Genomic DNA, 23,864 nt, shown 5'->3' with positions numbered 1-23,864 from the left:
AAACCTATGAAACACGACTCTGTCAAACAAACCCATGTCAACAGCTACTACGCCGCGACCCGCCACTTCACCGGTGACTTCCCGGTGCTCGAGCAAGCGGTGGACTGCGACGTCTGCATCATCGGCGCCGGTTACACCGGGTTGTCCTCGGCGCTGTTCCTGGCCGAGGCCGGCTACAGCGTCACCGTGCTCGAAGCGGCCAAGGTCGGCTTCGGCGCCAGCGGTCGCAATGGCGGGCAGTTGGTCAATTCCTACAGCCGCGACGTCGATGTCATCGAGGAACGCTACGGCGACAAGACCGCCGAAGTCCTCGGCAGCATGATCTTCGAAGGTGCCGACATCATTCGTCAGCGCATCCAGCATTACGACATCCAGTGCGACTACCGTCCGGGCGGGATCTTCGCCGCGCTCAACAAAAAGCAGCTCAAGGGCCTGGCCGAGCAGAAAAGCAGCTGGGAGCGCTACGGCAACATGAACCTGACCCTGCTCAGCGCATCGGACATCAAGCGTGAAGTGGGTTGCGACAACTACGTCGGCGGCCTGCTCGACCTGCAAGGCGGCCACGTCCACCCGCTGAACCTGGCCCTGGGCGAAGCCTCGGCGATCATCGGCCTGGGTGGCCGGATCTTCGAACAATCGGCAGCGCTGGAAATCACTTATGGCGAACCGATCACCGTGCGCACCGCCAAGGGCCAGGTTCGCGCCAAGTACCTGTTGATCGCCGGCAACGCCTACCTGCCACAAGGCCTGGACAACCGCGTCACCGCCAAAAGCATGCCGTGCGGCTCGCAGATCGTCGTCACCGAGCCGTTGTCGGAACAGGTGGCGCGCAGCCTGATCAAGAACAACTACTGCGTCGAAGACTGCAACTACCTGCTCGACTACTACCGCCTTACCGCCGACAACCGCCTGCTCTACGGCGGTGGCGTGGTCTACGGCGCCCGCGAACCGGACGACATCGAACAATTGATCCGCCCGAAAATCCTCAAGACCTTCCCGCAACTCAAGGACGTGAAAATCGATTACCGCTGGACCGGCAATTTCCTGCTGACCATGTCACGCATGCCGCAATTCGGCCGCATCGAGAAAAACGCCTACTACATGCAAGGCTATAGCGGCCACGGCGTCACTTGTTCGCACCTGGCCGGCAAACTGATTTCGGAAATGATCCGCGGCGACGCCGAACGCTTCAACGCCTTCGCCTCGCTGCCGCACATGCCCATGATCGGCGGCCGCACCTTCCAGGCCCCCCTCACGGCCATGGGGGCCGCGTACTACGCGCTGCGGGATCGGTTTGGAATTTGATGCTGACACCGTAGATCAAGTGTGGGAGCGAGCAGGCTCGCTCCCACAGGTTATGAGGTACATGCCAATCTTGTGGGTCACTCAAAACTTTGTGGGAGCGAGCCTGCTCGCGAAATGGGCCGGCAAACACCCAGGAAATCCCACCATTCATCGAACCTGCTGGCCAACACCCGCAAACGTGATTTAATACCCGCCTTTCATATTTCCGGGACAGGGAAAGCGGCACTTTCGCGACCTAGCGTCGCCCGCCATCCACCCCCATAACCCTTAAGTTCTTCTTGCATAAGGCTGTCATGGATACGGGCTCACGACTCAAACTAGTACGCGAAAGCTACAAACTCTCCCAGCGCGAGCTGGCCCGCCGCAGTGGTGTCACCAATGCCACCATCTCCCTGATCGAACAGAATCGCGTCAGCCCCTCGGTCAGCTCCCTGAAAAAGCTGCTCGAAGGCATTCCGATGTCCCTGGCCGACTTCTTCACCTTCGACCAACCGCCCCGCGAGCACCAATACGTGTTCCGCGCCAACGAACAGCCCGACCTCGGCCGCCACGGCCTGCGCCTGCTGCTGATCGGCGCCTCGGTGCCCAGCCGCCAGATGCGCCTGCTGCGCGAGCAATACGCGCCGGGTGCCAGTTCCGGCGAAGAGCCGATCGTGCACGCCGAAGGCGAGGAGTGCGGCCTGGTCACACGCGGCACCGTCGAACTGACCGTCGACGGGCAAGTGAGCGTGTTGAACGCCGGTGACGGCTACTACTTCCCCACGACCTTGCCGCACAAGTTTCGCAACATCGGCCAGGACGAAGCGGAAATCATCAGCGCCAACACCCCGGCGAATTTCTGATTTTTCCGGATGAACGCTGTACCCCAACAGGGATCGTGTGTGCATGGATGGGCGGACGTTTCGCTACTACCTCTGGGCTGGCCGCTCGACGGTCGGTCGGATGTATGATAGTTATTGATTGTGTGTGCAACGTGCGAACCGGAGCCAGATATGTCTCGTAAGAGAGAAAAACAACCCAAGACCGAAGCGCAAATTATTGCCCAGGAATCCATGATTCCCTCGATTGCAGCGAAGGCGTTTCGAGATGCTTACAACGTCGCCCTTTCGAAGGGTGAGTCTGTGCTTGTGGTTCGCGAGGGTAATCTGGTGAGAGTTTCCAGTGCTGAGACGGTGGTTATACGCTCTGTCGAAACGTATGGAACGATCAAGGCCGGCACCCGGCTCAAGGTCAAAAAGCGTCTGCACGAGGACCTTGTTCCTCAATTACAAGCTTGAGCACACCTAGGGTCAGAATTTTCGCTGGGCCGAATGGCAGCGGAAAAAGTACGTTCAACTCGAAAGTTCCGGCTCACTTGCTCGTCAACTACATCAATCCTGATGCGATCGAACTGGGTATCCGTGAAACGGGCAAGCTGGATTTCGCACAGTTCAAACTTCAGCTCTATGCTGATCAAGCTCTCCCATTTCTGCGCGCCAGTCATTTTCTTGCTCGATCTGCCGAGTCTTTAGCCAAGCTTGATGGCTTGATCGTTGAGGATGGCGTTCTTGTCTTTTCTTCGCGGCAAGTTGACTCCTATATCGCGTCGGTCCTTTCCGATTTCATCCGTGTGTCACTTATCCAAGAGCGGGCAAGTTTTACTTTCGAAACTGTAATGTCAGATCTTAGCAAGATAGCGTTGTTGCAGCAGGCGCGCTTGGCTGGGTATCGGGTGTACGTTTACTACGTCGCTACGGCTGATGCTGAGATCAATGTGGCTCGAGTCGCCTATCGCGCCTCAATAGGGGGGCATGACGTCCCGCCGGATAAAATTCGGTCGCGCTATGGGAGATCCCTGGATAATTTGGCCGATGCTATTTTGGTGTCTAACAGGGCGTATATCTTCGACAACTCGAGGGATGGAGACTCGAGTTTTGCTCAGATTGCTGAAATAACGGAGGGGGAGAATATAGACATCGTTTCTGATACTCAGCCGGCTTGGTTCAAACGTTATGTGCTGGACAAACTGACCTGATTGTTTTGCTCAAGTTGATAAAAACCCGCGATTTCGCGGGTTTTTTACATTTGAAGATAGTTTACTCACCTTTCGCGCTGGCAAACCCCCTCTGCTCAACCACCCGAAACACATCGCTCACGTCCTGGAGCAGTATCCGGGCGATGTTGGCGACGGTGTTGATGTCGTTTTCGGCGTAGTCGGGGAGGTGGGTGCAGCCCATGAGTTGCAGGTAGGGGAGGACGGCGTGGAGGCGTTCGCTGATGCAGTTGTGGAGTTCGCGCAGCGGGGCGTCGCTATCGATGACCAGGACGGGGTAATCGGTTGCGAATTGAGCCATGGGGATGAAGCGGTGCGGAGGAAGTTGGGTTGTCATGTAAACCTCACAATCAAGTCAGATCGCCACCTCTTTGCTGCGAATCAAATGGGTGGCAGTTGTGCGTAAGTTCGCAGACCGGATGACATCCCCAAACTCCGGCAGACCCGAGGGTCTCCCACGCACAACCGCCATGATCATGCAGCGGGCTGAATCATGCCTGATGAGATTTAGGAGTCAATCAAGGGCTGCGAAACCCAATCGCTGACAATGCTCAGCGACAACCCGAATATAGGCACCGTTTTTGACGCTCACAACCGACCTGTAGGACCAGCTTGCAAAGCATGGAGCAAGTCTGTGTGCCACTGTTTTAGCGGCTTTCACGCTATGGCGGGGGTTATGGCGTACGGTGGGAATTGGGCGGCAGGTAACGGGGCGGGTTCGCGGTCAAGCGGGGGTAATAACCCCCGTGACAAAGGGTAAATTCCTACACGTTTTTCGGAAGCCCAAATGGTCGTCCGAGCGCCTCCCATCTCACTGTCGTGTTTGCGGTGAATGCGGGTTGTGCTGGGTGTGTTTCGGACCGGCCACGAGCCATGCGATCAAGCCGAACAATGGCACGAAGACAATGAACACGATCCATAACAGTTTGTTGCTGGATTTGCCTTCGGCTTTGCGGACCCGGTTGATGGCCCAGATTTCAATGATCACCAAAATGGCGGCGAGTAGGATCCAGATGGTTTCGATTTGCATGGGGTGCCCTCCTGATGGTCTTAGCGTTAGGCGGGCTGGGAGGGGCGGGGTTCATTAAATTTTGGCTTGAGCCCTGACAAGGGGGAATTTTGCGCTGGCTGTCAGGGCTTCATCGCGAGCAGGCGCGCTCCCACGGCGGAGCGCCGGGTTGAGATTCAGCTGATCGACTTCAGCATCCTGGCCAGCATTTCGTCACAGCGCTTGAGTTGCTCGACGCTGACGAATTCGTCCGGCTTGTGCCCCTGCTCCATGCTGCCGGGGCCGCAGACGACGGTGGGGATGCCGGCGGCGTCAAACAGGCCGCCTTCGGTGCCGAAGGCCACGGTGGTGAAGTCCCGGGAGCCGCAGAACGCGGCGATCAATCCGGCCGCTTCGCTGTGTGCATCGGTGGCCAGGCCGGGGTACGCGGACAACTCGCTGAAGCGGATGTCACTGTGCTCACTCACTGCGCGCATGCGGGGCACCAGCTGTTGTTCGGCGTAGGTTTTGAGCGCCTGTGCCACCTCGTTCGGATCCTGCGTCGGCAGGGCGCGGATTTCGAAGTCGAAGCGGCAGTCGGCGGGGACGATGTTCAGGGCATTGCCCCCTGAGATCACGCCGGTCTGCACCGTGGACCAGGGCGGGTCGAAACGCGGGTCGTGCAGCGACGGTGCTTTGAGGCGCTGGCCGATGCGGCCCAGTTCGCCGATCAGCTCTGCCGCGTATTCAATCGCGTTGACCCCCAGCGGCGCATACGCCGAATGGCAGGCTTGCCCGTGAACGTCGCAACGCATCGCCAGTTTGCCCTTGTGCCCGAGCACCGGTTTCAACCCGGTCGGTTCGCCGATGATGCACAGCATCGGCTTGACCGGCCGCTGCTCCAGTTCGGCGAGCAACGAGCGCACGCCAAGGCAGCCGACCTCTTCGTCGTAGGACAGGGCAATGTGCACCGGCACACGCAAGTTGGCGTTCGCCAGGGCGGGCACCAGCGCGAGTACGCAGGCGATGTAGCCTTTCATGTCGGCAGTGCCGCGTCCGTACAGGTTGCCGTCGCGCTCGGTGAGCTGGAACGGCGGCAGCGTCCACGGCTGACCGTCTACCGGCACCACGTCGGTGTGCCCGGACAGCACGATGCCCGGTACATGGGCCGGGCCGAGGGTGGCGAACAGGTTGGCCTTGCTGCGCGTCTCGTTGTAGGTCAGCTCGCACGGCACGTCGAAGCGTGCGAGGTAATCGCGGACGAACCCGATCAGGTGCAGGTTGGATTCGCGGCTGGTGGTGTCGAACGCCACCAGCGTTTGCAACAGGTCGCGGCTGCTGCTCATCGGTCGTCTCCGGCGACGCCATAGCCGGGGGAACGGTCAGGGGCGAGGGCGCGGTCGATGTAATCCTGGACTTGGGGGCGGTAGGCGTTCCAGAGTTTTTCCAGCGCGCCTATGGGGTTGTCGTCGGCCCAGTCGACACGCAGGTTGATGATTGGCCAGGTCAGTTCGCCGACCACCACCAGCGCCGCCGAATGCACTGGCCCGGCTTCGCCCCCGGCGCCGATGGCGGCTTGCAGGGCGGCGAGCAGGCGGTCGGCGAGCTGGCCTTCGCCGTGTTCGAAGGCCGTGACCATGGCACTGATCACCGACGGGTCGGCGAGCATGTTGCCAGCGGCGACACAGTGTTCGCCGGACACGGCGTTGTGCTTGCCCAGGGTCTGGGCACCGCTGAAATGCGCGCTCTGGCCGAGGTGGTCGATGGCGGTGATCTGCCGGTACTGGCTGTAGCCATTGCGCGTGAGCACTTTGTCCAGTGCTTCGGCGGGGGCGAGACCTTGCTCCATCAGGGCCAGGACCTCCGGGCCGAGGGAGGGCAGGGTGATGTTTTGCGTGGACACGGCGCCGACACCCGGCAGCAGCCATGGGCAGCGGGCGCCGACGGCGATGCTCGAGGAGCTGATGGCGATGCCGAACTGGCCGGTGTCGGGGCAGCGGGCGGTGATGGAGAAGGTCATGGGTTGGCTCCTGGGTGTGCCTGGGCGAAGTGCCGGTTGGTGCGGGCCTCAGCGCGAGCAGGCTCGCTCCCGCCCTGGAATGCGATCAATGGGGGGAGCGAGCCTGCTCGCGATAGCCGCAACGCGGTCTACTCGGGTATCACCGCAATCACATCAATTTCCATCAGCCACTGCGGCTGCCCCAGCGCCGACACCACCAGCCCGGTGGAGATCGGGAACACGCCCTTGAGCCATTTGCCGACTTCCTGGTACACCGGCTCGCGATAGCGCGGGTCGATCAGGTAGGTGGTGGTCTTGACGATGTGGCTCAGGTCGCTGCCGGCTTCTTCCAGCAACTGCTTGACGTTGCGCATGGCCTGTTCGGCCTGCGCGCGCGGGTCACCCAGGCCCACCAGCCGGCCTTCGAAATCGGTGCCGACCTGGCCCCGGACATACACGGTGTTGCCGGCGCGAACCGCTTGGCACAGGTCGTTGTCCAGGCTCTGGTTCGGGTAGGTTTCCCGAGTGTTGAACATGCGAATGCGGGTGTGGGTTGGCGTGGCCATTTCAAGCTCCTGAACGATTAAGCGCTGACGGTTTTCTTGGCGGCGGGCGGGACGACTTGCGTCGCGCGTAGCGCGGCATCGTGGTAGTCAAGGTAGGAGCGCTGGATCGCGATGTGATCGGCCACGTACTTGGCGTCATGCCAGACGCCCCAGATGAACGACGATCCGCGTCGCGATTGCCACGGCAAGCCCAGGAAATACACGCCCGGTTCGCTCGATACACCCCGTTGATGCTGCGGCTTGCCCTGGTCGTCGAAGGCGTTGACCTTCAGCCAGCTGTAGTCGGTGGCAAAACCGGTGGCCCAGATGATCGAGGTCACGCCGGCCTTGGCCAGGTCGAGTTGCAGGATCGGCTGCGTGACGCAGGCCGGGTCCGGGAAAGTGATGCGCGCTTGCGGTTCGAGCGGCAGGTCCAGGCCGTTGCGTTCGATGTAGGCGTCGGCGGCATTGAGCAGCGCCAGGTAGTTCTCGTCGCCTCGGGCCAGGTTCTCCGCCAGGTTGGGCTGAAATGTGGCGACCCCGCCTTCGAACGACTGAGTCAGGCCGACCAGGGTCATGCCGCGATGGGCCAGTTCACGGAAGTCCACCGTGCGCCCGCCATGGGCACCGCTCACGGCGATGGTGACGTGCTCGCGACCCGGTTTCATCGCCGCTTGATCCCACTCGCCGAGCACCCCCAGCCACCAGCAGAAATCGCGGTTGCGGTAGGCGCGAGGCGGGCGGTCGTGGGCGCCGACGGAGAGGTAGACCTGCTTGCCTGAGCGCTGCAGTTCATCGGCGATCTGCACCCCTGAAGAGCCGGCACCGACCACCAGCACCGCCCCCTCGGGCAGTTGCGACGGGTTGCGATAGTCGGCGGAGTGGATCTGCAAAAAGGCTTGATCCTGCGGGGCGATCGGCGGGATGACCGGACGCTGGAAGGGGCCGGTGGCGGCCACCACGCGGTTGGCTTCGATCACGCCGTCGGAGGTTTCAATGGTGAACCCCGGGCGGCCGACATTGCGTTCGACCTTCAGCACGTCCACGCCGGTGCGGATCGGTGCGTTGAACTGGCGGGCATAGGCTTCGAAGTAATCGGCCACCCGTTCCTTGGGGGCAAACGCGTCGGGGCTGAGATCGGCAAAGGCCAGGCCCGGAAAACGGTCGTGCCAGGCCGGACCATTCGCCACCAGCGAATCCCAGCGCCCGGAGCGCCAGCGTTCGGCGATGCGCTGGCGCTCCAGCACCAGGTGCGGCACGCCGAGTTTGCTCAGGTGTTCACTCATGGCCACGCCCGCCTGACCGGCGCCGACAATCAGCGTGTCTGTTTTTATTGTGTCGATGGTCATCTGTGTACCCTTCGAGTTGGATTGAGGACGCGAACGGCCTGCCATTTCTTGGGTTCAAGACTAGGGATGACCCTTGTATCGGTAAAATATTATTAAGCTGGCATTTGAGTATAAATAACTGATGCAGAGCGTTCGTTTTCGAAGTGGTTGAAGTCGCGCACGAGAATATGGTTGTATAGTACAACTAAATTTTGAGGGCTTCTGGTGTGACCACTCATCCAGCATTGATTGAACAGATTCGCGGTGCATCGCGCACCATGGTTCGTGAGTGGGGCTTCATGCGCGCCACGCTGGCGGCCACGGATTACTCGCCCTCCGCCGTGCACACGCTGCTGGAAATCGAGACCCAGGGCGCTCTGTCCGCCGCGCAGCTCGTGCAGTTGCTGGACCTGGACAAGTCCAGCGTCAGCCGTATGGTGGGCAAGCTCATCAAGGCCGGCGAGGTGGTGGAAAGCGCCGATGCCGATGGTCGGGTGAAGCGATTGCAACTGACGGCGCAGGGCAAGCGCACGGTGGCGGCGATCCATGCCTATAGTCAGCTGCAGGTCAAATTGGCGCTGGAACACTTGAATCCATCGCAACAACAGGCGGTCGCGCAGGGGCTCACGGCCTATGCCCGGGCGCTGCAGGCACACCGGACCGGTGAGGGTCAAGCGTCCAGCGGATCGATCGAGATCTGCACCGGCTACCGCCCGGGTGTCGTAGGCCGGGTGACCGAAATGCATGCCGCTTTCTATGCCAGGCATTCCGGGTTCGGGCAGTTCTTTGAAAGCCGGGTCGCCAGCGGCCTCGCCGAGTTCGTGGGGCGCCTGGATCAGCCCTGCAACCAAATCTGGCTGGCGATGATGAACGATCGCATCGTCGGTTCGATCGCCATCGACGGGCAGGACATGGGCAATAACCAGGCGCACTTGCGCTGGTTCATCCTGGACGAGGGTTGCCGTGGGAGCGGCGTGGGCCGTCGCCTCCTGCACGAGGCCGTGGCGTTTTGCGACCGTCTTGGCTTCGACGCGATCGAGCTGTCGACGTTCAAGGGGCTGGACGCGGCCCGCCAGCTCTACGAAGCGGCCGGGTTTGAATTGACGCTGGAGGAGCCTGGCAGCCAGTGGGGCAGCCTGGTCACCGAGCAGCAATTTACCCGGCGCAGCGCCGGTGTTCGGTAAAGAGGCGCACGTCGTCAGGTGACGCGGTAAACTGCCTGCCCCTTTTATTTCACAAACAAGAGAACCCCATGGCTAACCAAGACATCGCCTTCACGCCCGATCCGGACGCCGATTCCATCTCCTCCGACGTGGCCGGTTTCGGCGGCATTCTGGTGTCGACCCAGATCCCGACCCGTGCCGACGGCAGTCTGGAACTGGGCGACATCACCCTGCAAAGCGAATGTACATTGCAAGCGCTGAAAGTGGCGCTGGAGCGCGCCGGCAGTTCCATGGACCGCGTCCTGCACCTGACCATCTACCTCACCGACATGGCCGACCGCGCCGCGTTCAACGAAGTGTACAAACGCTTCTTCGCCAAACCATGGCCGGTTCGCGCCGCCGTCGGCGTCGCCGCCCTGGCGGTGGAAGGCATGCGCGTGGAAGTGACCGCAATGGCCGCCAAAGCCTGACGTTCGCCCCTGCAAGAGCGAGCTTGCTCGCGATGGTCGTTAACGATGACGCGGGGTGTCAGATGCCCCGCGGTGTTCTTGCGTTTTTCGCGAGCACGCTCGCTCCTACAGGGGACCACCGCATGAAAATCGGCGTCATCTCGGACACCCATGGCCTGCTCCGTCCCGAGGCGCTTGCTGCGTTGCAGGGCTGTGAGCGGATCGTCCATGCCGGCGACATCGGCCATCCGGACATTCTGGATCAGCTGCGGACAATCGCGCAGCTGTACGTCGTGCGCGGTAATAACGACCTGAAGGCCGAGTGGGCGCAAGACATCGCTGACGCTCTGCGTTTCGATATCGCAGGCTGGGAAACACTGCTGGTGCACGACATTGCCGATGTCCCGGCCGAGTTGGACGCGGCCATCAGGCTGGTGATAACCGGCCACTCGCACAAACCGAATATCGAATGGCGCGGCCAACGTTTGTATCTCAACCCCGGCAGCGCGGGTCGCCGGCGTTTCAAGTTACCGGTCACCCTGGCCGTGCTGGAGGTGTCGGAGACCGTGATCGATCCGCGCCTGATCTCGTTGCTCGACGGATGATCGAAAGACGAAAAAGGCTCGTTGCAGCAACGAGCCTTTTTTTACAGCCATCGAACTCGGTGAGTGCGCTCAGAGGTGATCGGCGTCGATCACGGCCTGGGCGAACGCCTTTGGATCTTCCTGGGGCAGGTTGTGGCCGATGCCGCCGCTGATCAGGCGGAACTCGTACTTGCCGGTGAAGCGCTTGGCGTAGTCCTCGGGTTTCGGGTGAGGGGCGCCGTTGGCGTCGCCTTCGAGGGTGATGGTCGGCACGCCGATGGACGGTGCCGTGGCCAGTTTCTGCTCGAGCGCTTCGTACTGGCTCTCGCCCTGGACCAGGCCCAGGCGCCAGCGGTAGTTGAACACGGTGATGTCGACGTGATCGGGGTTCTCCAGGGCCTTGGCGCTGCGATCGAAGGTGGCGTCATCGAAGGCCCATTTTGGCGAAGCCAGTTGCCAGATCAGCTTGGCGAAGTCATGGGTGTTTTTCTCGTAACCGGCACGACCGCGCTCGGTGGCGAAGTAGAACTGGTACCACCACTGCAATTCAGCCTTGGGCGGCAGCGGGTTCTGGCCGGCGGCCTGGTTGCCGATCAGGTAGCCGCTGACCGACACCAGTGCCTTGACCCGCTCCGGCCACAACGCCGAGACGATATCGGCGGTGCGTGCGCCCCAGTCATAACCCCCGAGCACCGCTTGCTTGATCTTCAGTGCGTCCATGAAGTCGATCACGTCGCTGGCCAGCGCCGCGGGTTGGCCGTTGCGCAGGGTTTGTCTGGAAAGGAACTGCGTATCGCCATAGCCCCGTGCGTAGGGCATCAACACGCGGTAGCCCTTGGCGGCGAGGATCGGCGCGACGTCGTCATAGCTGTGGATGTCGTACGGCCAGCCGTGCAGCAGGATCACCACCGGGCCGTTGGCCGGGCCGGTTTCGGCGTAGGCCACGTCCAGCAGGCCGGCCTTGATGTGCTTGAGCGGGCCGAAGGGGGAGGGCGCCGAGTAGCTCGCACTGGCCTGTGGGGCGACGGGCTGGGCCGCCGTTTGTGCCTGGGCCGTGCCCAACGCGCCAAACAGCGCGATCGCGAGGATCGACGAACCGACCAGACGGCGGCGGTGGGTGCCGGGGGTGTTGTGCAGTGCCATCTTCATGCTGATGTCTCCGTTGCGAGCCGTTGGTCCGGGGCTCTGGATGATCCCCTTGAAACCGTGGGTGCATTTCAACGCAAGGACGTATCTGGCCTGTGTCGAATCGCCGGGCGGGTGAAAACGCATGTATCCAGAACGCCGCCAGATACATTGCGATACATGGCCACGGAGTGGGGTGATTGCCGGACCGGTCGGCAGCCCCTGATGAAAGCGCAGGACTTCTGCCGCAAAAGCCGGATAATGGCGGCCAATTCGTTTTGGCTCGTTATTCTGGTAATCCCCTATGGAAATCAAGGTCAACTTTCTCGACAACCTTCGGCTTGAGGCCAAGTTCGACGACTTCACTGTGATTGCCGATCAACCGATTCGCTACAAGGGCGACGGTTCGGCTCCAGGTCCGTTCGATTACTTCCTGGCATCGTCGGCGTTGTGCGCGGCTTACTTCGTGAAGTTGTACTGCCAGACCCGCAATATCCCGACCGACAACATCCGCCTGTCGCAGAACAACATTGTCGATCCGGAAAACCGCTACAACCAGATCTTCAAGATCCAGGTCGAGTTGCCCGCGGATATTTCCGACAAGGACCGCCAGGGCATCCTGCGTTCCATCGACCGCTGCACGGTCAAGAAGGTGGTGCAGGCCGGGCCGGAATTCGTCATCGAGGAAGTGGAAAACCTCGACGCCGATGCCCAGGCACTGCTGATGCCGACCCAGGCGTCGCAGGAAGGCACCTACATCGTGGGCAAGGACCTGCCGCTGGAGCAGACCATCGCCAACATGTCGGGCATCCTGGCGGGGCTGGGCATGAAGATCGAGATTGCGTCGTGGCGCAATATCGTGCCCAACGTCTGGTCGCTGCACATCCGCGATGCGCAGTCGCCGATGTGCTTTACCAACGGCAAGGGCGCGACCAAGGAAAGTGCACTGGCCTCGGCGCTGGGTGAGTTCATCGAGCGCCTGAACTGCAACTTCTTCTACAACGACCAGTTCTGGGGCGAGGAGATCGCCAACGCGCCGTTCGTGCACTACCCGGATGAGCGCTGGTTCAAGCCGGGGCGCAAGGATGAACTGCCGCCGGAAATCCTCGACGCCTACTGCCTGAAAATCTACAACCGCGACGGCGAGCTGCGTGGCTCGCATTTGTACGACACCAACTCCGGCAATGAGGCGCGCGGCATCGTATCGCTGCCGTTTGTGCGTCAGTCCGACGGCGAGGTGGTGTACTTCCCGTCCAACCTGATCGAAAACCTGTACCTGAGCAACGGCATGAGCGCCGGCAATACCCTGGCGGAAGCCCAGGTGCAGTGCCTGTCGGAAATCTTCGAACGCGCGGTCAAGCGCGAAATCATCGAAGGCGAATTTGCGCTGCCGGATGTGCCGAGCGAAGTGCTGGCCAAGTACCCGGGGATTCTTGCCGGGATCCAGGGCCTGGAAGCGCAGGGCTTCCCGGTGCTGGTGAAGGATGCGTCTCTGGGTGGGGAATTCCCGGTGATGTGCGTCACCTTGATGAACCCGCGCACCGGCGGTGTGTTTGCTTCGTTCGGCGCGCACCCAAGCTTTGAAGTGGCGCTGGAACGCAGCCTGACCGAGTTGTTGCAGGGCCGCAGCTTCGAAGGCCTCAATGACCTGCCGCAGCCGACCTTCGAAGGCCACGCGGTGACCGAGCCGAACAACTTCGTCGAGCACTTCATCGATTCCAGCGGCGTGGTGTCCTGGCGCTTTTTCAGCGCCCAGTCCGACTACGAGTTCGTGGAGTGGGACTTCTCGGGCCAGGGTGAAGATTCCAACGCCGAAGAAGCCGCCACGCTGTTCGGCATTCTCGAGAGCATGGGCAAGGAATCGTACATGGCGGTATACGAGCACCTCGGTGCCACGGCGTGTCGCATCCTGGTGCCGGATTATTCGGAGATCTATCCGGTCGACGACCTGATCTGGGACAACACCAACAAGGCGCTGTTCTTCCGCGAAGACATCCTCAACCTGCATCGCCTGGACGACGCCGAATTGAAGGACCTGGTGGAGCGGCTGGTGGAAAGCGAGCTGGACGACTACACCGACATCACCACCCTGATCGGCATCGAGTTCGACGACAACACCGCCTGGGGCCAGTTGACGATCCTCGAGCTGAAAGCGCTGATTTACCTCGCCTTGCAGCAATACGAGGAAGCGAAGGAGGCGGTGGAAACCTTCCTGCAATACAACGACAACACGGTCGAGCGTGGGTTGTTCTACCAGGCGGTCAATGTGGTGTTGGAGATGGAGCTGGACGAAGACCTGGAACTGGCGGACTACGAGGTCAACTTCCGGCGCATGTTCGGTAACGAGCGCACAGACGCGGCGATCGGCTCGGTGAACGGCAGCGTGCGCTTCCATGGCCTGACGCCGACCAGCATGAAGCTGGAAGGGCTCGATCGGCACCTGCGCCTGATCGAGAGCTACAAGAAGCTGCACAGCGCGCGGGCCAACGTGAAACGTTAATGGAAGCCTGATGCCCCGCGTCGCATTTGACGACCATCGTCGGAACACCGCCCGGGGCCTGCTCGCTCCTGCAGGGAATTTTTGGTAACTCATGAGATTGAAAGGAAGCAAGCAATGAGCGGTTCAAAAACACGTCTTGCCGGGCAGGTCCTGGAGCTTGAATTTGCTCTCGAATGCATCAGTCGCGGTGCAGTGGTGAGCCAACCGATGGGCGATAACGCGCATTACGACCTGCTCGTGGACGATGGAAGTGTCATCCACAAAGTTCAGATAAAGAAATCCTCTGTCCATAAAAACGGTCGAGGCTACTTTGTGAATATCACCCGCAAACTGCCGAAAATGCGCCCCGGGGATGCAGGTGGTTCTTCGCGGGCAGTGGCTTATGAAGACGGGCAGATAGATTGCATCGCCACAAAAGCCAAGGGCGTCTGGTTCTTTTTTGGACCTGGGCACTTGAATAAAGATGCGACCGTGTACCCCGATGCTGCCCATGACGCTTACGTGGGTAATCACGGCAAACACAAGTGGGAGATGATCGGCCTGGAGGCCGACAGTGCACTGCGCGATGCGGTCGAAAGTGAAGTGGAGGGCGATGCCTAGCGCGTCATGCGCTTCACTGACGACTCCGCGCGAAGAACAGGGGCCGTCTTTCTCAGGCGCAACGCTTGAGAATGACCTTGATCGGTCGCCGCACCCGGCGCTTCGACACTTCCTTGGGCTTGATCCAGCGGCAGGCGTCTATTTCATTGCAGGGCCGAGGTTTGCAAGCCGCTGTCCTGGCTTCGAACAGGTAGTGGATGACCTTGTCCTCGCGGAACTCGGCGATGTAGCGCAATTCGTCACACGCCAGGCCGGTTTCTTCGGCCATCTCCCGGCGGGCCGCCTGCAGAGGCGTCTCGTCGCGCTCCACCGTCCCACCCGGCAGGTTCCATTTCGAATTGCGCTTGCGCACAAACAGCACTTCTCCATCCCTGCGGTAAATCACCGTGGCACGCAGCTTGATGCCCTTTCTTTTTGCCGTAGCAGTGTCCATTGCCTTCATGCGCGCTGTTCCGAATCGGTTGGCTGGACAGAGCCTCCAGGGGACAGCTCCTGTCCCTAGCGTAGGGATTCAATGTGTCGGTTGGATGACTGTCGGGAGCCATCGATCATTCTTTTTGCGCCTGATGCACGTGGAATGCCCCGCGAAACATGACAGACCGATCGCACAGCGGGCCGTTTGCCATTCCTTTGTCATAAACCTTTAACAAAAGAGGTGCAGAGTGCCGTAGCCCCGTAAACACATGGAGTTCCTTTGATGAAGAGTTTGTTTAAGTCTGCTGCGCTGGCCGTGACAGTATCTCTGTGCGCCACCTCAGTGTCTTTCGCTGCGGAAAGCGTACGCCTGACAGGTTCGGGTGCCAGTTTCCCGGCTCCGATCTACCTCACCTGGTTCAAGGACTTCAGCAAGAAAACTGCGGGCGTCACCGTGGACTACCAGTCCAAGGGCAGCGGTGCGGGCGTACAGGATTTCCTGAACAAGACCGTCGACTTCGCCGCCAGTGACTCGGCCATGAAAGACGAAGACATCGCCAAGGTTGCCGAAGGCGTGCAGTTGCTGCCGATGACGGCGGGTGAAATCGTTCTGGCGTACAACCTGCCAGGCAGCCCTAAAGGCCTGAAGCTGCCACGTGACGTTTACTCCAACATCTTCCTGGGCAAGATCACCCACTGGAACGATCCGCAGATCGCCGCCGCCAACCCGGAACTGAAACTGCCTGACATGCCGATCACCGTGGTCGTGCGTGCAGACTCCAGCGGCACCACGGCGGTCTTCACCAAGCACCTGTCGGCGATCAACACCGCCTTCAACAAGGACCTGGGTGAAGGCAACACCGTCAACTGGCCGGCCAGTGACAAATTCATCAAGTCGCCGAAGAACGATGGCGTCACCGCCACCGTACGCCAGACCCCGGGCGCCATCGGTTACATCGAATACGGCTTCGCCAAACTGGCCAAGGTCGACTTCGCCCAATTGCAGAACAAGGCCGGTCAGTACGTTGTGCCAAACGCCGAAAGCGGCGCCGAAGCACTGGCGGCGGTGAAGATGCCGGAGTCCCTGGTGTCCTGGCTGCCGGATCCGGACGGTGCCAAGTCTTACCCGATCACGTCCTACACCTGGATGATCTTCCGCAAGAAGAACGAGAGCCCGGAAAAAGCCAAGGCCATGCGTGAAATGGTCGAGTACAGCCTGACCGAAGGTCAGAAGATCGCCGATTCGATGGGCTACATCCCGCTGCCGCAGTCGGTCGTTGAACAGGTTCGCAAAGCGTCTGCCAACATCCAGTAACGCCCGCGTGGCCTCTCCCGGCGTGTGCTGCCAGCCACGCCGGGGGAGTTTCCCCCACCGTTCCGGAATCAGCCCATGAACAAACCTTTTGTCGTACCGGTCAATCCGGACTCCGCCTGCAAACCGCCTTCCGCAAAGGATTTTCTGGTCGATCGGACCTTCCGTGCGCTTGCGCGCGTAGGCGTGGTGCTGATTCTGGCAGTGGTGTTCGCCCTGGTCTTCGAGGTCGGGCACAAGGCGCTTCCAGGGATGGAAAAGCACGGACTGGACGTCCTGTTCGGGAGCGTCTGGGACGTTAACCAAGGCAAGTACGGCATTCTGCCGGCCATTTGGGGCACGCTCTACAGCGCCCTGATTGCCTTGATGATCGCAGGCTTTTTCGGTGTCAGCATGGCGATTTTCCTGACCCAGGATTTCCTGCCCGCCCAGCTTGCAGCTGTTTTTCGCACCATCGTCGAATTGCTCGCAGCCATCCCCAGCGTCGTTTACGGCCTGTGGGGGATCTACGTAGTGATCCCGGCGATTCGGCCCCTGACGACGTGGTTGCACACCGAGCTTGGCTGGATTCCTTTTTTCGGCACGTCCCTGAGCGGCCCCGGGTTGCTGCCCGCGGCGCTGGTACTGGCCATCATGATTCTGCCGACCATCGCGGCCGTTTCCCAGGACGCGCTGACCGCCGTCCCGATGAAAACCAAACAGGCGGCCTACGGCATGGGCACCACCCACTGGGAAGCGATTCTCAAGGTGATGGTGCCGTCCGCCGCCACCGGCATTTTCGGCTCGCTGGTCCTCGGCCTGGGCCGGGCGCTGGGTGAAACGATGGCCCTGGCGATGCTGGTGGGCAACGCCAACAACATCTCCCTTTCCCTGTTCGCACCGGCCAACACCCTGGCGGCCTTGCTGGCGCTGAACTTCCCCGAAGCCGGGCCGAGCGAGATCGAGGTGTTGATGTACGCCGCACTGGTGCTGATGTTCATCACGCTGGTCGTGAACGTCATCGGCTCCATGATCATGGTCTATGCCCAGCGGGGTAATAAATAATGACGAGCCTGACGACCCCTATAGACGCGTTGCCCAGCCTGCAGCGCAAGTTCGAGGGCCGTGCATTGCGCAGCCTGGTACTGACCACGCTGGTCTGGCTCGGCGCCGTGATCGCCAGCGTGCCGTTGCTGTCGGTGCTCTACATGCTGATCACCCGCGGTGGCGCACGCCTGAGCCTGGAAGTCTTCACCGAACTGCCGCCCACCGGGTTCGAGACCGGTGGCGGCTTCGGCAACGCGATGGCGGGCACCTTCGTCATGGTCGGTATCGCCGCGGCCATCGCCGTGCCGGTAGGCATCATGGCAGCCATTTTCCTGGCTGAGCTGGGTCCGGAAAGCAAGCTGGCCAACGCCGCGCGCTTTGCCGCCAAGATGCTCACCGGGCTGCCTTCGATTCTGGCCGGTGTGTTTGCCTACGCGCTGGTGGTGATGACCACCGGTACGTACTCGGCACCTGCCGGTGGCGTGGCCCTGGCCGTGCTGATGCTGCCCATCGTGGTGCTGACGGCGGAAGAGTCGATGAAGATGGTGCCCAAGATCATGAAGGACGCCGCCTACGGCATGGGCTGCACCCGCTCGCAAGTGATCTGGAAAATCATCCTGCCCACCGGCATGCCGGCGATCCTCACCGGCGTCATGCTGGCTGTGGCCCGTGCAGCGGGCGAGACCGCGCCGCTGTTGTTCACCGCGCTGTTCAGCAACTACTGGATCTACCACGAGGGCAGCCTGGCGGTGATGAACCCCACGGCATCGCTGGCCGTGCTGATTTACAACTTCTCCGGCATGCCTTTTGACAACCAGCTCGAGCTCGCCTGGGCGGCCTCGCTGGTGTTGGTGATGATCGTGCTGGTCGTGAACGTCGTCAGCCGTATTTTCGGCAAGCCCAAGTATTGAGAATCGGAGCATCTGAATTATGACCGCCTTATCCATGCCAAAAGCTGCCCCGTTCGAGACCCAGGCCCCTGTGGTCATGGACTGCAAGCTCGACAAGATTTTCTACGGCAACTTCATGGCCGTGCGTGACAGCCACGTGCCGATTGAAAAGAACAAGATCACCGGCTTCATCGGCCCGTCCGGCTGCGGCAAGAGTACCGTGCTGCGCAGCCTCAACCGGATGAACGACCTGGTGAAGGGTTTTCGCTTCGAAGGCCATGTGCATTTTCTCGGCCAGGACGTCTACGGCAAGGGCGTTGATCCCGTGGTCGTGCGTCGCTACATCGGCATGGTGTTCCAGCAGCCCAACCCGTTCTCGATGAGCATCTTCGACAACGTTGCGTTCGGCCTGCGCCTCAATCGCTACAAGGGCGATATCGGTGACCGTGTGAAGCACGCCCTGCAGGGCGCCGCGCTGTGGGATGAGGTCAAGGACAAGCTCAAGGTCAGCGGCCTGTCGCTCTCCGGTGGCCAGCAGCAACGCCTGTGTATCGCGCGCGCCATCGCCACCGAACCGGAAGTCCTGCTGCTGGACGAACCCTGCTCGGCACTCGACCCGATCGCCACTCGCCGGGTCGAAGAGTTGATGGTCGAGTTGAAGAAGGACTACACCATCGCCCTGGTGACCCACAACATGCAGCAGGCCATCCGTGTCGCGGACACGACCGCGTTTTTCTCGGTGGATATTTCCCAGGGCACGCGCACCGGCTATCTGGTGGAGATGGGCCCTACCACCCAGATCTTCGACAACCCGCGCGAACAGATGACCGGGGACTACATCAGCGGCAAGTTCAGCTGATCAACCTCGTCCGGCCAGGGCCGCATGCCGCCAAGGGTTTTGGTGGGTGTGCGGCCGTTTTCCGTCTTACCGATCTCTTGCTCAGGATTGCCAATGTTTGCCAAGCGTCGTCTTGATCTCGCCGCGATTGAAGGGGCACTGCGTGAAGTACAGGGCCGCTTTGTCGAGCTCAGCATGCAGTTCACCGAACCCCGTGACCCGTTCACCGACGAAGTGCTGCAAAACGTGTTGCAGGGGTATGCGCTGATTGATGAATACGTCGCACAGGATGTCGACCTGTTCCATCTTCAGCACCTGAACCTGATGCTGGAAATCAATGCCACCGTGCTATGCGGCAAGGACCCGGCACGCCGGATCGAATTCGCCCAGCACCTGGAGGCCACCGAAGCGCACTTCTTCAACAATGTCGAGGGCGGCATCAAGGACCTTTACAACTGGTATTGCGCCTATCGCAGCGAGTCGGTGTGGAAGCGTGCGGCCGGTGTCTATGTCCGCGTTCTCAGCAAGCCGCAACTGTTCATCGAGGGCAACCACCGCAGTGGTTCGCTGATCGTCAGCTACCTGCTCATGCGCGCCGGGTTGCCGCCGTTCGTGCTGACGCTGGACAACGCCAAGGGTTACTTCAACCCGTCATCGGTCATCCGCAACTCCGCCAAGCATGGTGTCAAGTCGTTGTATGAATTGCCCAAGATCAAGAAAAAATACGCCGCTTTCCTGGAAGATCAGTCACCGGACCCAAGGAAGTTTTTCCTCTACGAACGAAAACTGCCTGCTTACCAGGGGGGCGCATGATGAGCCGCTATCCGATGCTCGATAAATGCCGCGACGCCGTGAGTCAGGCGTGGCAGGCCACCCAGGCTTTCATCCCGATGTCCGGGTGCCAGCGCGTGCGTATTTCGTTTGATATCGATGACACCCTGGCCTGTCTGCCCCATCACAGCGCGGCCGAGCAGAGCCGGCTTCCGGCCTGTGTACATCGCTGGCTGGGCGAGCCGCTGCGCAGGGGCGCTCGCGAGCTGATGGGTGAGTTGCGGCGCCAGGGCTGCAGTGTCTGGGTCTATACCTCGTCCGGCCGGACACCGGGTTACATCCGACGCTGGCTGATGCTGTACGGCATCCATGTCGACGGGGTGGTCAACAGCGTACGGCACGAGCGTGTCCTGGCGGAACGCGGGCTGTTGAATGCACCTTCGAAACTGCCGCGAGCCTTCGACATCGATTTGCATGTCGATGATTCCGAGGGCGTGAAGCTCGAAGGCCATGACCACGGGTTTCGCGTGGTGGTGGTGCGTCCGGATGATGAGCGCTGGGCGCAGCGCGTCCTGGAGGCGGTCGCGGATGTCCAGGCGCAGCTGGCGTGGCAGCAACCGCACAGGTTCAAGGCGCCGGTGCGGCAGGGGGCTGAGGTTTATTCGTCCTGAGGAGCAGGCGTTTTGGCTGAGCGCGCTGACAGGGTCGCGATTTCGTCGCCAATGCACCCCGATTTCGATGCACATGCTGACCTCAGATTGAACGCTGGTTCACCCGCGCCATGAGCTGCTCGGCGCTTTCCTTGCGTTCCGAGTAGCGATCCACCAGATACGCCTGGTGATCGCGCAGCAGCAGGGTGAACTTCACCAGTTCCTCCATGACGTCCACCACCCGGTCGTAGAACGGCGAAGGCTTCATCCGGCCGGCGTCGTCGAATTCCATGTAGGCCTTCGGCACCGAGGATTGATTGGGGATGGTGAACATGCGCATCCAGCGGCCCAGGACGCGCAGCTGATTGACCGCGTTGAACGACTGCGAGCCCCCGCAGACCTGCATCACCGCCAGCGTCTTGCCCTGTGTCGGGCGCACGGCGCCAAGTGCGAGGGGGATCCAGTCGATCTGCGCCTTGAACACGGCGGACATGGCGCCGTGCCGTTCCGGCGAGCACCAGACCTGACCTTGCGACCACAACACCAGGTCGCGCAGTTCCTGCACCTTGGGATGATCCACCGGCACATCGTCGGGCAGTGGCAAACCGCTGGGATTGAAGATGCGTGTTTCTGCACCGAAGTGCTGCAGCAGGCGCGCAGCTTCTTCCACCATCAGCCGGCTGAACGAGCGCTCGCGGGTGGAGCCGTAGAGCAACAGGATGCGCGGTTTGTGTTCGCCCGCACGGGATGCGATTGGCGATTCGTCGAACAGAGAGAGGTCAAGGTTGGGCAGTTGTTCAGTCATGTTGACTCCGGCTCAAAGAGCGCCGATTCGGTCCAGTTCGCGTTTGAGTTCATCGCGGTCGAGGTCGTTGAAGGGCAGGGCGAAGAAGGCGGTGAAGCGTTGCTCGATGTGTGCCAGCGTGGCGCGGAAAGCAGCGTCGATCACGGCTTCATCGCCTGCTACGTCGGAAGGATCTTCCAGGCCCCAATGGGCTTTCAGCGCCGGGCCGAAATACACCGGGCAGCTTTCACCGGCTGCTTTGTCGCACACGGTAATGACGATGTCCGGCGGGTTATCCACGAAGGCGTCATTGCCCTTGCTGTTCAAACCGTCGATGGCGATGCCGGCGTGTTGCAGTGTGGTCAGGCTGCGCGGCAGCACCTGGCCCTTGGGAAAGCTGCCGGAACTCACGGCTTCGAATCCCGGTGGCGCCAGGTGATTGAACAGGGCCTCCGAGAGGATGCTGCGGCAGCTGTTGGCCGTGCACATGAACAGGACTCGCATGATTGCTCCTTCAGCTCTTGCGGACATGGGTCGAAAAGTCCCATTGGGGGTTCAGCAGCACGCCGCATCGCGGACAGGTCGCCCGTCCATGTTCTGCAGGCGCGAAGCGTTGGTCTGCAGCCACTCGGCGTTGCCCTGCAACGTCAGCCGAAGCATCTCGTGTACCCAGTCGGGAAGGTCGGGATTGAGCCGGTAGTAGACCCATTGCCCCTGGCGCCGATCTAGCAGCAGGCCACTGCTGCGCAGTTGGGCGAGGTGGCGGCTGATCTTCGGTTGGCTGTCGTCGAGGGCGCACATCAGTTCGCAGACGCACAGTTCGCCTTGGTGAGCGATCAGCAAGGTGGCGCGGGCGCGTGTTTCGTCGGCCAGGCTTTTGAAGACTTCAGGAGGGGTGAGCATGCCGGATGCCTTAAACATATGGATAGGCGAATATACGGATGTCCATATGTATAAAGCAAGGTGTTGAAAGATTTCTCTCCGCTACTGGCCATCCCGTTGCCGGACGGATCTGACCTGATGGACGTGGTAGGGCGGCGATTGCGGGCGCAGTCGAAGGTGTGAATGGAGGTGGGCGCCAAGGCGCCCGCTTTTTGTTTACGGGGGAGAAGGTTTGCCGCTTTTATGTGAAAGGAGAGCGCTTAATCGCCGGTAGTAATCTCTGTGTTCGGCCCACGGCTGACCTCAACCACTCCTCAATCCCCCAAAATACCCTCGATAACCATCAATTCACGCCGCGCCGCGCGTAATGCAAACGCCTTCGCTTCTGCGTAGGCCGGGTCCTCATAGCAAGCTTTCGCCAGGGCGTAGCTGGGGAATTCGACGGCCAATACGCGTTTGCTGTTGTGCGATTCCAGCAATGCCGCCGGGTCCAGCGCTTTGAGCTTTGCGCCGTATCGTTCAGCGATGGGCGCCCACAACCGGGCGTACTCCTGTTGGGCATCCGTATCGGTGACGGCAGACCCGAGAATGATCCAGTACCCTTTCATCGTGGATTCCCTTTTTTGTCGTTCGAAGGATTGGCCTGCTCGAGGATGCGTTGCCCTTCATAAACAAGGTCGGTGTCCAGGCCATGAAAGCAGGCTCCACTGTATTGGTGATCGCGGCGAGGGCGCCATAATGGATCGGCCAAAGGATGTAACGTGGATCGCCGTCGATACCCTTGGCGCAGTCCAGCGTGCCGGCTGCGCCATGGGTCAGGCCTGAGGGCGATCAGCTTTGCTGTGGGGTTTCCCCACGCGCCAGACGGGCGTTGATGTCGTCGATGACCCCGGGCAAGTCGACGATGGTGTCGATCAGATAGTGCGGGCGGGAACCTTCGAACATCCGGGTGATGCGGGCCCGTTCTTCGGCCAGTTGGTCAGACGGTAAATCCCTGTACTGATCGTAGGTCAGGCCCAGTGCGTTGCCCGAGCAGGTCAGCGCGACGGTCCACATCCCGGCGCTGCGGCCTTCGAGAATGCCGGGCCAGGTGTCGTCGACCTTCACGCAGGCCGCGACGTCGCTGATCCCCAGGGCGATAACGTTGGCCAGGGCCTGGGCAGGATAGGGGCGACCATTGGGCACTTCATCGGTGGCGACCACGTGGTCGGCAACGTAGCCATTGTGACGGGCCAGTTCGACCACTTTGGCCATGACGACGGCCGGGTAGCCGGAGCACGAACCGATCTTCAGGCCTTTGTCGCGCAAGGCTGCGATGGCGTCCAGCGCCCCGGGGATCAGGGCGGAGTGCAGGGCGATCTTCTCGATCTGCAGCGGCATGAACCGCTCGTAGAGAGCCGTCACGTCATCGTCTGTCGGTAAGCGATCAAACACTGCACGATATCGCTCGGCGATCTGCGGTTGATTGCACAAGGTGCGGATGTGGTCCCACTTGCCCATACCCATGGGGCCGCGTGCTTCCTCCAGGGAAACCGCCACGCCAAACTCGGCAAACGCTTCGACGAAAATTTGCGTGGGTGCGAAGGAACCGAAATCAACGACGGTGCCCGCCCAATCCAGTACCACGGCTTGCAACTGAGTCGGTTGTTTGTATTGCATTGTGAGTCTCCATTTTGAGG

28 protein-coding genes are annotated in these 23,864 nt (G+C 61.0%); 15 read left to right on the top strand and 13 right to left on the bottom strand.

All coding sequences use genetic code 11. The annotated features are described in order from the left end of the window. The first annotated feature begins 6 nt into the window (after positions 1 to 6). From IB249_RS08795 to IB249_RS08780, 4 genes are all read left to right on the top strand, one after another. A complete protein-coding gene (locus tag IB249_RS08795) occupies positions 7 to 1,305 on the top strand; it encodes an NAD(P)/FAD-dependent oxidoreductase (protein WP_192303639.1) in 1,299 nt (432 codons plus the stop codon). Positions 1,306 to 1,598: 293 nt separating this feature from the next. Beyond that, positions 1,599 to 2,147, top strand: a complete 549-nt coding sequence (locus tag IB249_RS08790) for a cupin domain-containing protein (RefSeq protein ID WP_192303637.1) — start codon at positions 1,599 to 1,601, stop codon at positions 2,145 to 2,147. 150 nt (positions 2,148 to 2,297) lie between these two features. Continuing rightward, positions 2,298 to 2,582, top strand: coding sequence for a hypothetical protein (locus IB249_RS08785; RefSeq protein ID WP_192303635.1), 285 nt, complete (start codon positions 2,298 to 2,300; stop codon positions 2,580 to 2,582). A 77-nt stretch (positions 2,583 to 2,659) separates the two neighbouring features. Then, the gene (locus IB249_RS08780; protein ID WP_225606886.1) at positions 2,660 to 3,319 is read left to right on the top strand and encodes a zeta toxin family protein; all 660 of its coding nucleotides are present in this window, start codon (positions 2,660 to 2,662) and stop codon (positions 3,317 to 3,319) included. Between the two features lie 61 nt (positions 3,320 to 3,380). Here the strand turns inward: IB249_RS08780 and IB249_RS08775 are convergent, their stop codons facing one another. The 6 genes from IB249_RS08775 to IB249_RS08750 form a co-directional block, all read right to left on the bottom strand. Further along, complete coding sequence (locus IB249_RS08775) at positions 3,381 to 3,674, bottom strand: fructose-bisphosphate aldolase (protein WP_192303631.1); 294 nt, start codon at positions 3,672 to 3,674, stop codon at positions 3,381 to 3,383. A gap of 474 nt (positions 3,675 to 4,148) precedes the next feature. Continuing rightward, complete coding sequence (locus tag IB249_RS08770; protein WP_192303629.1) at positions 4,149 to 4,367, bottom strand: PLD nuclease N-terminal domain-containing protein; 219 nt, start codon at positions 4,365 to 4,367, stop codon at positions 4,149 to 4,151. 155 nt (positions 4,368 to 4,522) lie between these two features. Further along, complete coding sequence (argE, locus tag IB249_RS08765; protein WP_192303627.1) at positions 4,523 to 5,671, bottom strand: acetylornithine deacetylase; 1,149 nt, start codon at positions 5,669 to 5,671, stop codon at positions 4,523 to 4,525. Beyond that, positions 5,668 to 6,345 (bottom strand): DUF1028 domain-containing protein, encoded by a 678-nt coding sequence (locus IB249_RS08760; RefSeq protein ID WP_192303625.1) that lies wholly within the window; start codon positions 6,343 to 6,345, stop codon positions 5,668 to 5,670. The genes argE and IB249_RS08760 overlap by 4 nt, the downstream gene beginning before the upstream one ends. Before the next feature lie 128 nt (positions 6,346 to 6,473). After that, positions 6,474 to 6,890: a RidA family protein gene (locus IB249_RS08755; protein ID WP_192303623.1), complete on the bottom strand. Its 417-nt coding sequence runs from the start codon at positions 6,888 to 6,890 to the stop codon at positions 6,474 to 6,476. 17 nt (positions 6,891 to 6,907) lie between these two features. Next, the gene (locus tag IB249_RS08750) at positions 6,908 to 8,218 is read right to left on the bottom strand and encodes a flavin-containing monooxygenase (protein ID WP_192303621.1); all 1,311 of its coding nucleotides are present in this window, start codon (positions 8,216 to 8,218) and stop codon (positions 6,908 to 6,910) included. A 206-nt stretch (positions 8,219 to 8,424) separates the two neighbouring features. On the opposite strand from IB249_RS08750, the gene IB249_RS08745 reads away from it, so the two are divergent. The 3 genes from IB249_RS08745 (at position 8,425) to IB249_RS08735 (ending at position 10,414) form a co-directional block, all read left to right on the top strand. Next, positions 8,425 to 9,381, top strand: coding sequence for a GNAT family N-acetyltransferase (locus IB249_RS08745; RefSeq protein ID WP_192303619.1), 957 nt, complete (start codon positions 8,425 to 8,427; stop codon positions 9,379 to 9,381). A gap of 68 nt (positions 9,382 to 9,449) precedes the next feature. Next, positions 9,450 to 9,830, top strand: a complete 381-nt coding sequence (locus IB249_RS08740) for a RidA family protein (protein WP_192303617.1) — start codon at positions 9,450 to 9,452, stop codon at positions 9,828 to 9,830. A 122-nt stretch (positions 9,831 to 9,952) separates the two neighbouring features. Further along, entirely contained in the window at positions 9,953 to 10,414 is a 462-nt protein-coding gene (locus tag IB249_RS08735) for a metallophosphoesterase family protein (RefSeq protein WP_192303615.1), read from the top strand. Positions 10,415 to 10,483: 69 nt separating this feature from the next. On the opposite strand, the gene IB249_RS08730 is transcribed toward IB249_RS08735, so the two are convergent. Further along, entirely contained in the window at positions 10,484 to 11,542 is a 1,059-nt protein-coding gene (locus IB249_RS08730) for an alpha/beta fold hydrolase (RefSeq protein ID WP_192303613.1), read from the bottom strand. A gap of 280 nt (positions 11,543 to 11,822) precedes the next feature. Here IB249_RS08730 and IB249_RS08725 point away from each other — a divergent pair, with 280 nt between their 5' ends. Beyond that, positions 11,823 to 14,018, top strand: coding sequence for an OsmC domain/YcaO domain-containing protein (locus IB249_RS08725; protein ID WP_192303611.1), 2,196 nt, complete (start codon positions 11,823 to 11,825; stop codon positions 14,016 to 14,018). A gap of 114 nt (positions 14,019 to 14,132) precedes the next feature. After that, complete coding sequence (locus IB249_RS08720; protein ID WP_192303609.1) at positions 14,133 to 14,618, top strand: group I intron-associated PD-(D/E)XK endonuclease; 486 nt, start codon at positions 14,133 to 14,135, stop codon at positions 14,616 to 14,618. Between the two features lie 52 nt (positions 14,619 to 14,670). Here the strand turns inward: IB249_RS08720 and IB249_RS08715 are convergent, their stop codons facing one another. Then, positions 14,671 to 15,060, bottom strand: coding sequence for an NUDIX hydrolase (locus tag IB249_RS08715; protein WP_192303607.1), 390 nt, complete (start codon positions 15,058 to 15,060; stop codon positions 14,671 to 14,673). 255 nt (positions 15,061 to 15,315) lie between these two features. On the opposite strand from IB249_RS08715, the gene pstS reads away from it, so the two are divergent. The 6 genes from pstS to IB249_RS08685 all read left to right on the top strand — a co-directional run bounded on the left by pstS (position 15,316) and on the right by IB249_RS08685 (position 20,540). Then, on the top strand, positions 15,316 to 16,347 hold the full coding sequence (gene pstS / locus IB249_RS08710) for a phosphate ABC transporter substrate-binding protein PstS (RefSeq protein ID WP_192303605.1): 1,032 nt from the start codon (positions 15,316 to 15,318) through the stop codon (positions 16,345 to 16,347). 75 nt (positions 16,348 to 16,422) lie between these two features. Further along, complete coding sequence (gene pstC, locus IB249_RS08705) at positions 16,423 to 17,388, top strand: phosphate ABC transporter permease subunit PstC (RefSeq protein WP_192303603.1); 966 nt, start codon at positions 16,423 to 16,425, stop codon at positions 17,386 to 17,388. After that, positions 17,388 to 18,281 carry a phosphate ABC transporter permease PstA gene (pstA, locus tag IB249_RS08700; RefSeq protein ID WP_192303601.1) on the top strand — a complete coding sequence of 298 codons (894 nt, stop codon included), beginning with the start codon at positions 17,388 to 17,390 and terminating at the stop codon, positions 18,279 to 18,281. Before pstC ends, pstA begins: the two co-directional genes overlap by 1 nt. Before the next feature lie 76 nt (positions 18,282 to 18,357). Then, a complete protein-coding gene (pstB, locus tag IB249_RS08695) occupies positions 18,358 to 19,119 on the top strand; it encodes a phosphate ABC transporter ATP-binding protein PstB (RefSeq protein WP_025214260.1) in 762 nt (253 codons plus the stop codon). A 93-nt stretch (positions 19,120 to 19,212) separates the two neighbouring features. Continuing rightward, positions 19,213 to 19,911 carry a hypothetical protein gene (locus IB249_RS08690; RefSeq protein WP_192303597.1) on the top strand — a complete coding sequence of 233 codons (699 nt, stop codon included), beginning with the start codon at positions 19,213 to 19,215 and terminating at the stop codon, positions 19,909 to 19,911. Positions 19,912 to 19,988: 77 nt separating this feature from the next. Further along, on the top strand, positions 19,989 to 20,540 hold the full coding sequence (locus tag IB249_RS08685) for a hypothetical protein (RefSeq protein ID WP_225606916.1): 552 nt from the start codon (positions 19,989 to 19,991) through the stop codon (positions 20,538 to 20,540). A gap of 82 nt (positions 20,541 to 20,622) precedes the next feature. Here IB249_RS08685 and arsH read toward each other — a convergent pair whose 3' ends face one another. From arsH to phnX, 5 genes are all read right to left on the bottom strand, one after another. After that, positions 20,623 to 21,324 (bottom strand): arsenical resistance protein ArsH, encoded by a 702-nt coding sequence (gene arsH, locus IB249_RS08680; RefSeq protein WP_192303595.1) that lies wholly within the window; start codon positions 21,322 to 21,324, stop codon positions 20,623 to 20,625. 12 nt (positions 21,325 to 21,336) lie between these two features. Then, positions 21,337 to 21,807, bottom strand: coding sequence for an arsenate reductase ArsC (locus IB249_RS08675; protein ID WP_192303593.1), 471 nt, complete (start codon positions 21,805 to 21,807; stop codon positions 21,337 to 21,339). A 51-nt stretch (positions 21,808 to 21,858) separates the two neighbouring features. Continuing rightward, entirely contained in the window at positions 21,859 to 22,206 is a 348-nt protein-coding gene (locus IB249_RS08670) for a metalloregulator ArsR/SmtB family transcription factor (protein ID WP_192303591.1), read from the bottom strand. A gap of 293 nt (positions 22,207 to 22,499) precedes the next feature. Then, positions 22,500 to 22,793, bottom strand: a complete 294-nt coding sequence (locus IB249_RS08665; protein WP_192303589.1) for a DUF1330 domain-containing protein — start codon at positions 22,791 to 22,793, stop codon at positions 22,500 to 22,502. A 223-nt stretch (positions 22,794 to 23,016) separates the two neighbouring features. After that, entirely contained in the window at positions 23,017 to 23,844 is an 828-nt protein-coding gene (phnX, locus tag IB249_RS08660; RefSeq protein ID WP_192303587.1) for a phosphonoacetaldehyde hydrolase, read from the bottom strand. Positions 23,845 to 23,864 lie beyond the last annotated feature (20 nt).

This window comes from Pseudomonas sp. PDM04, assembly GCF_014851765.1.
Taxonomy (GTDB): Bacteria; Pseudomonadota; Gammaproteobacteria; order Pseudomonadales; family Pseudomonadaceae; genus Aquipseudomonas.
Note: the sequence above shows the minus strand (reverse complement) of the source record. Positions and strands in the feature narration are given on the sequence as shown.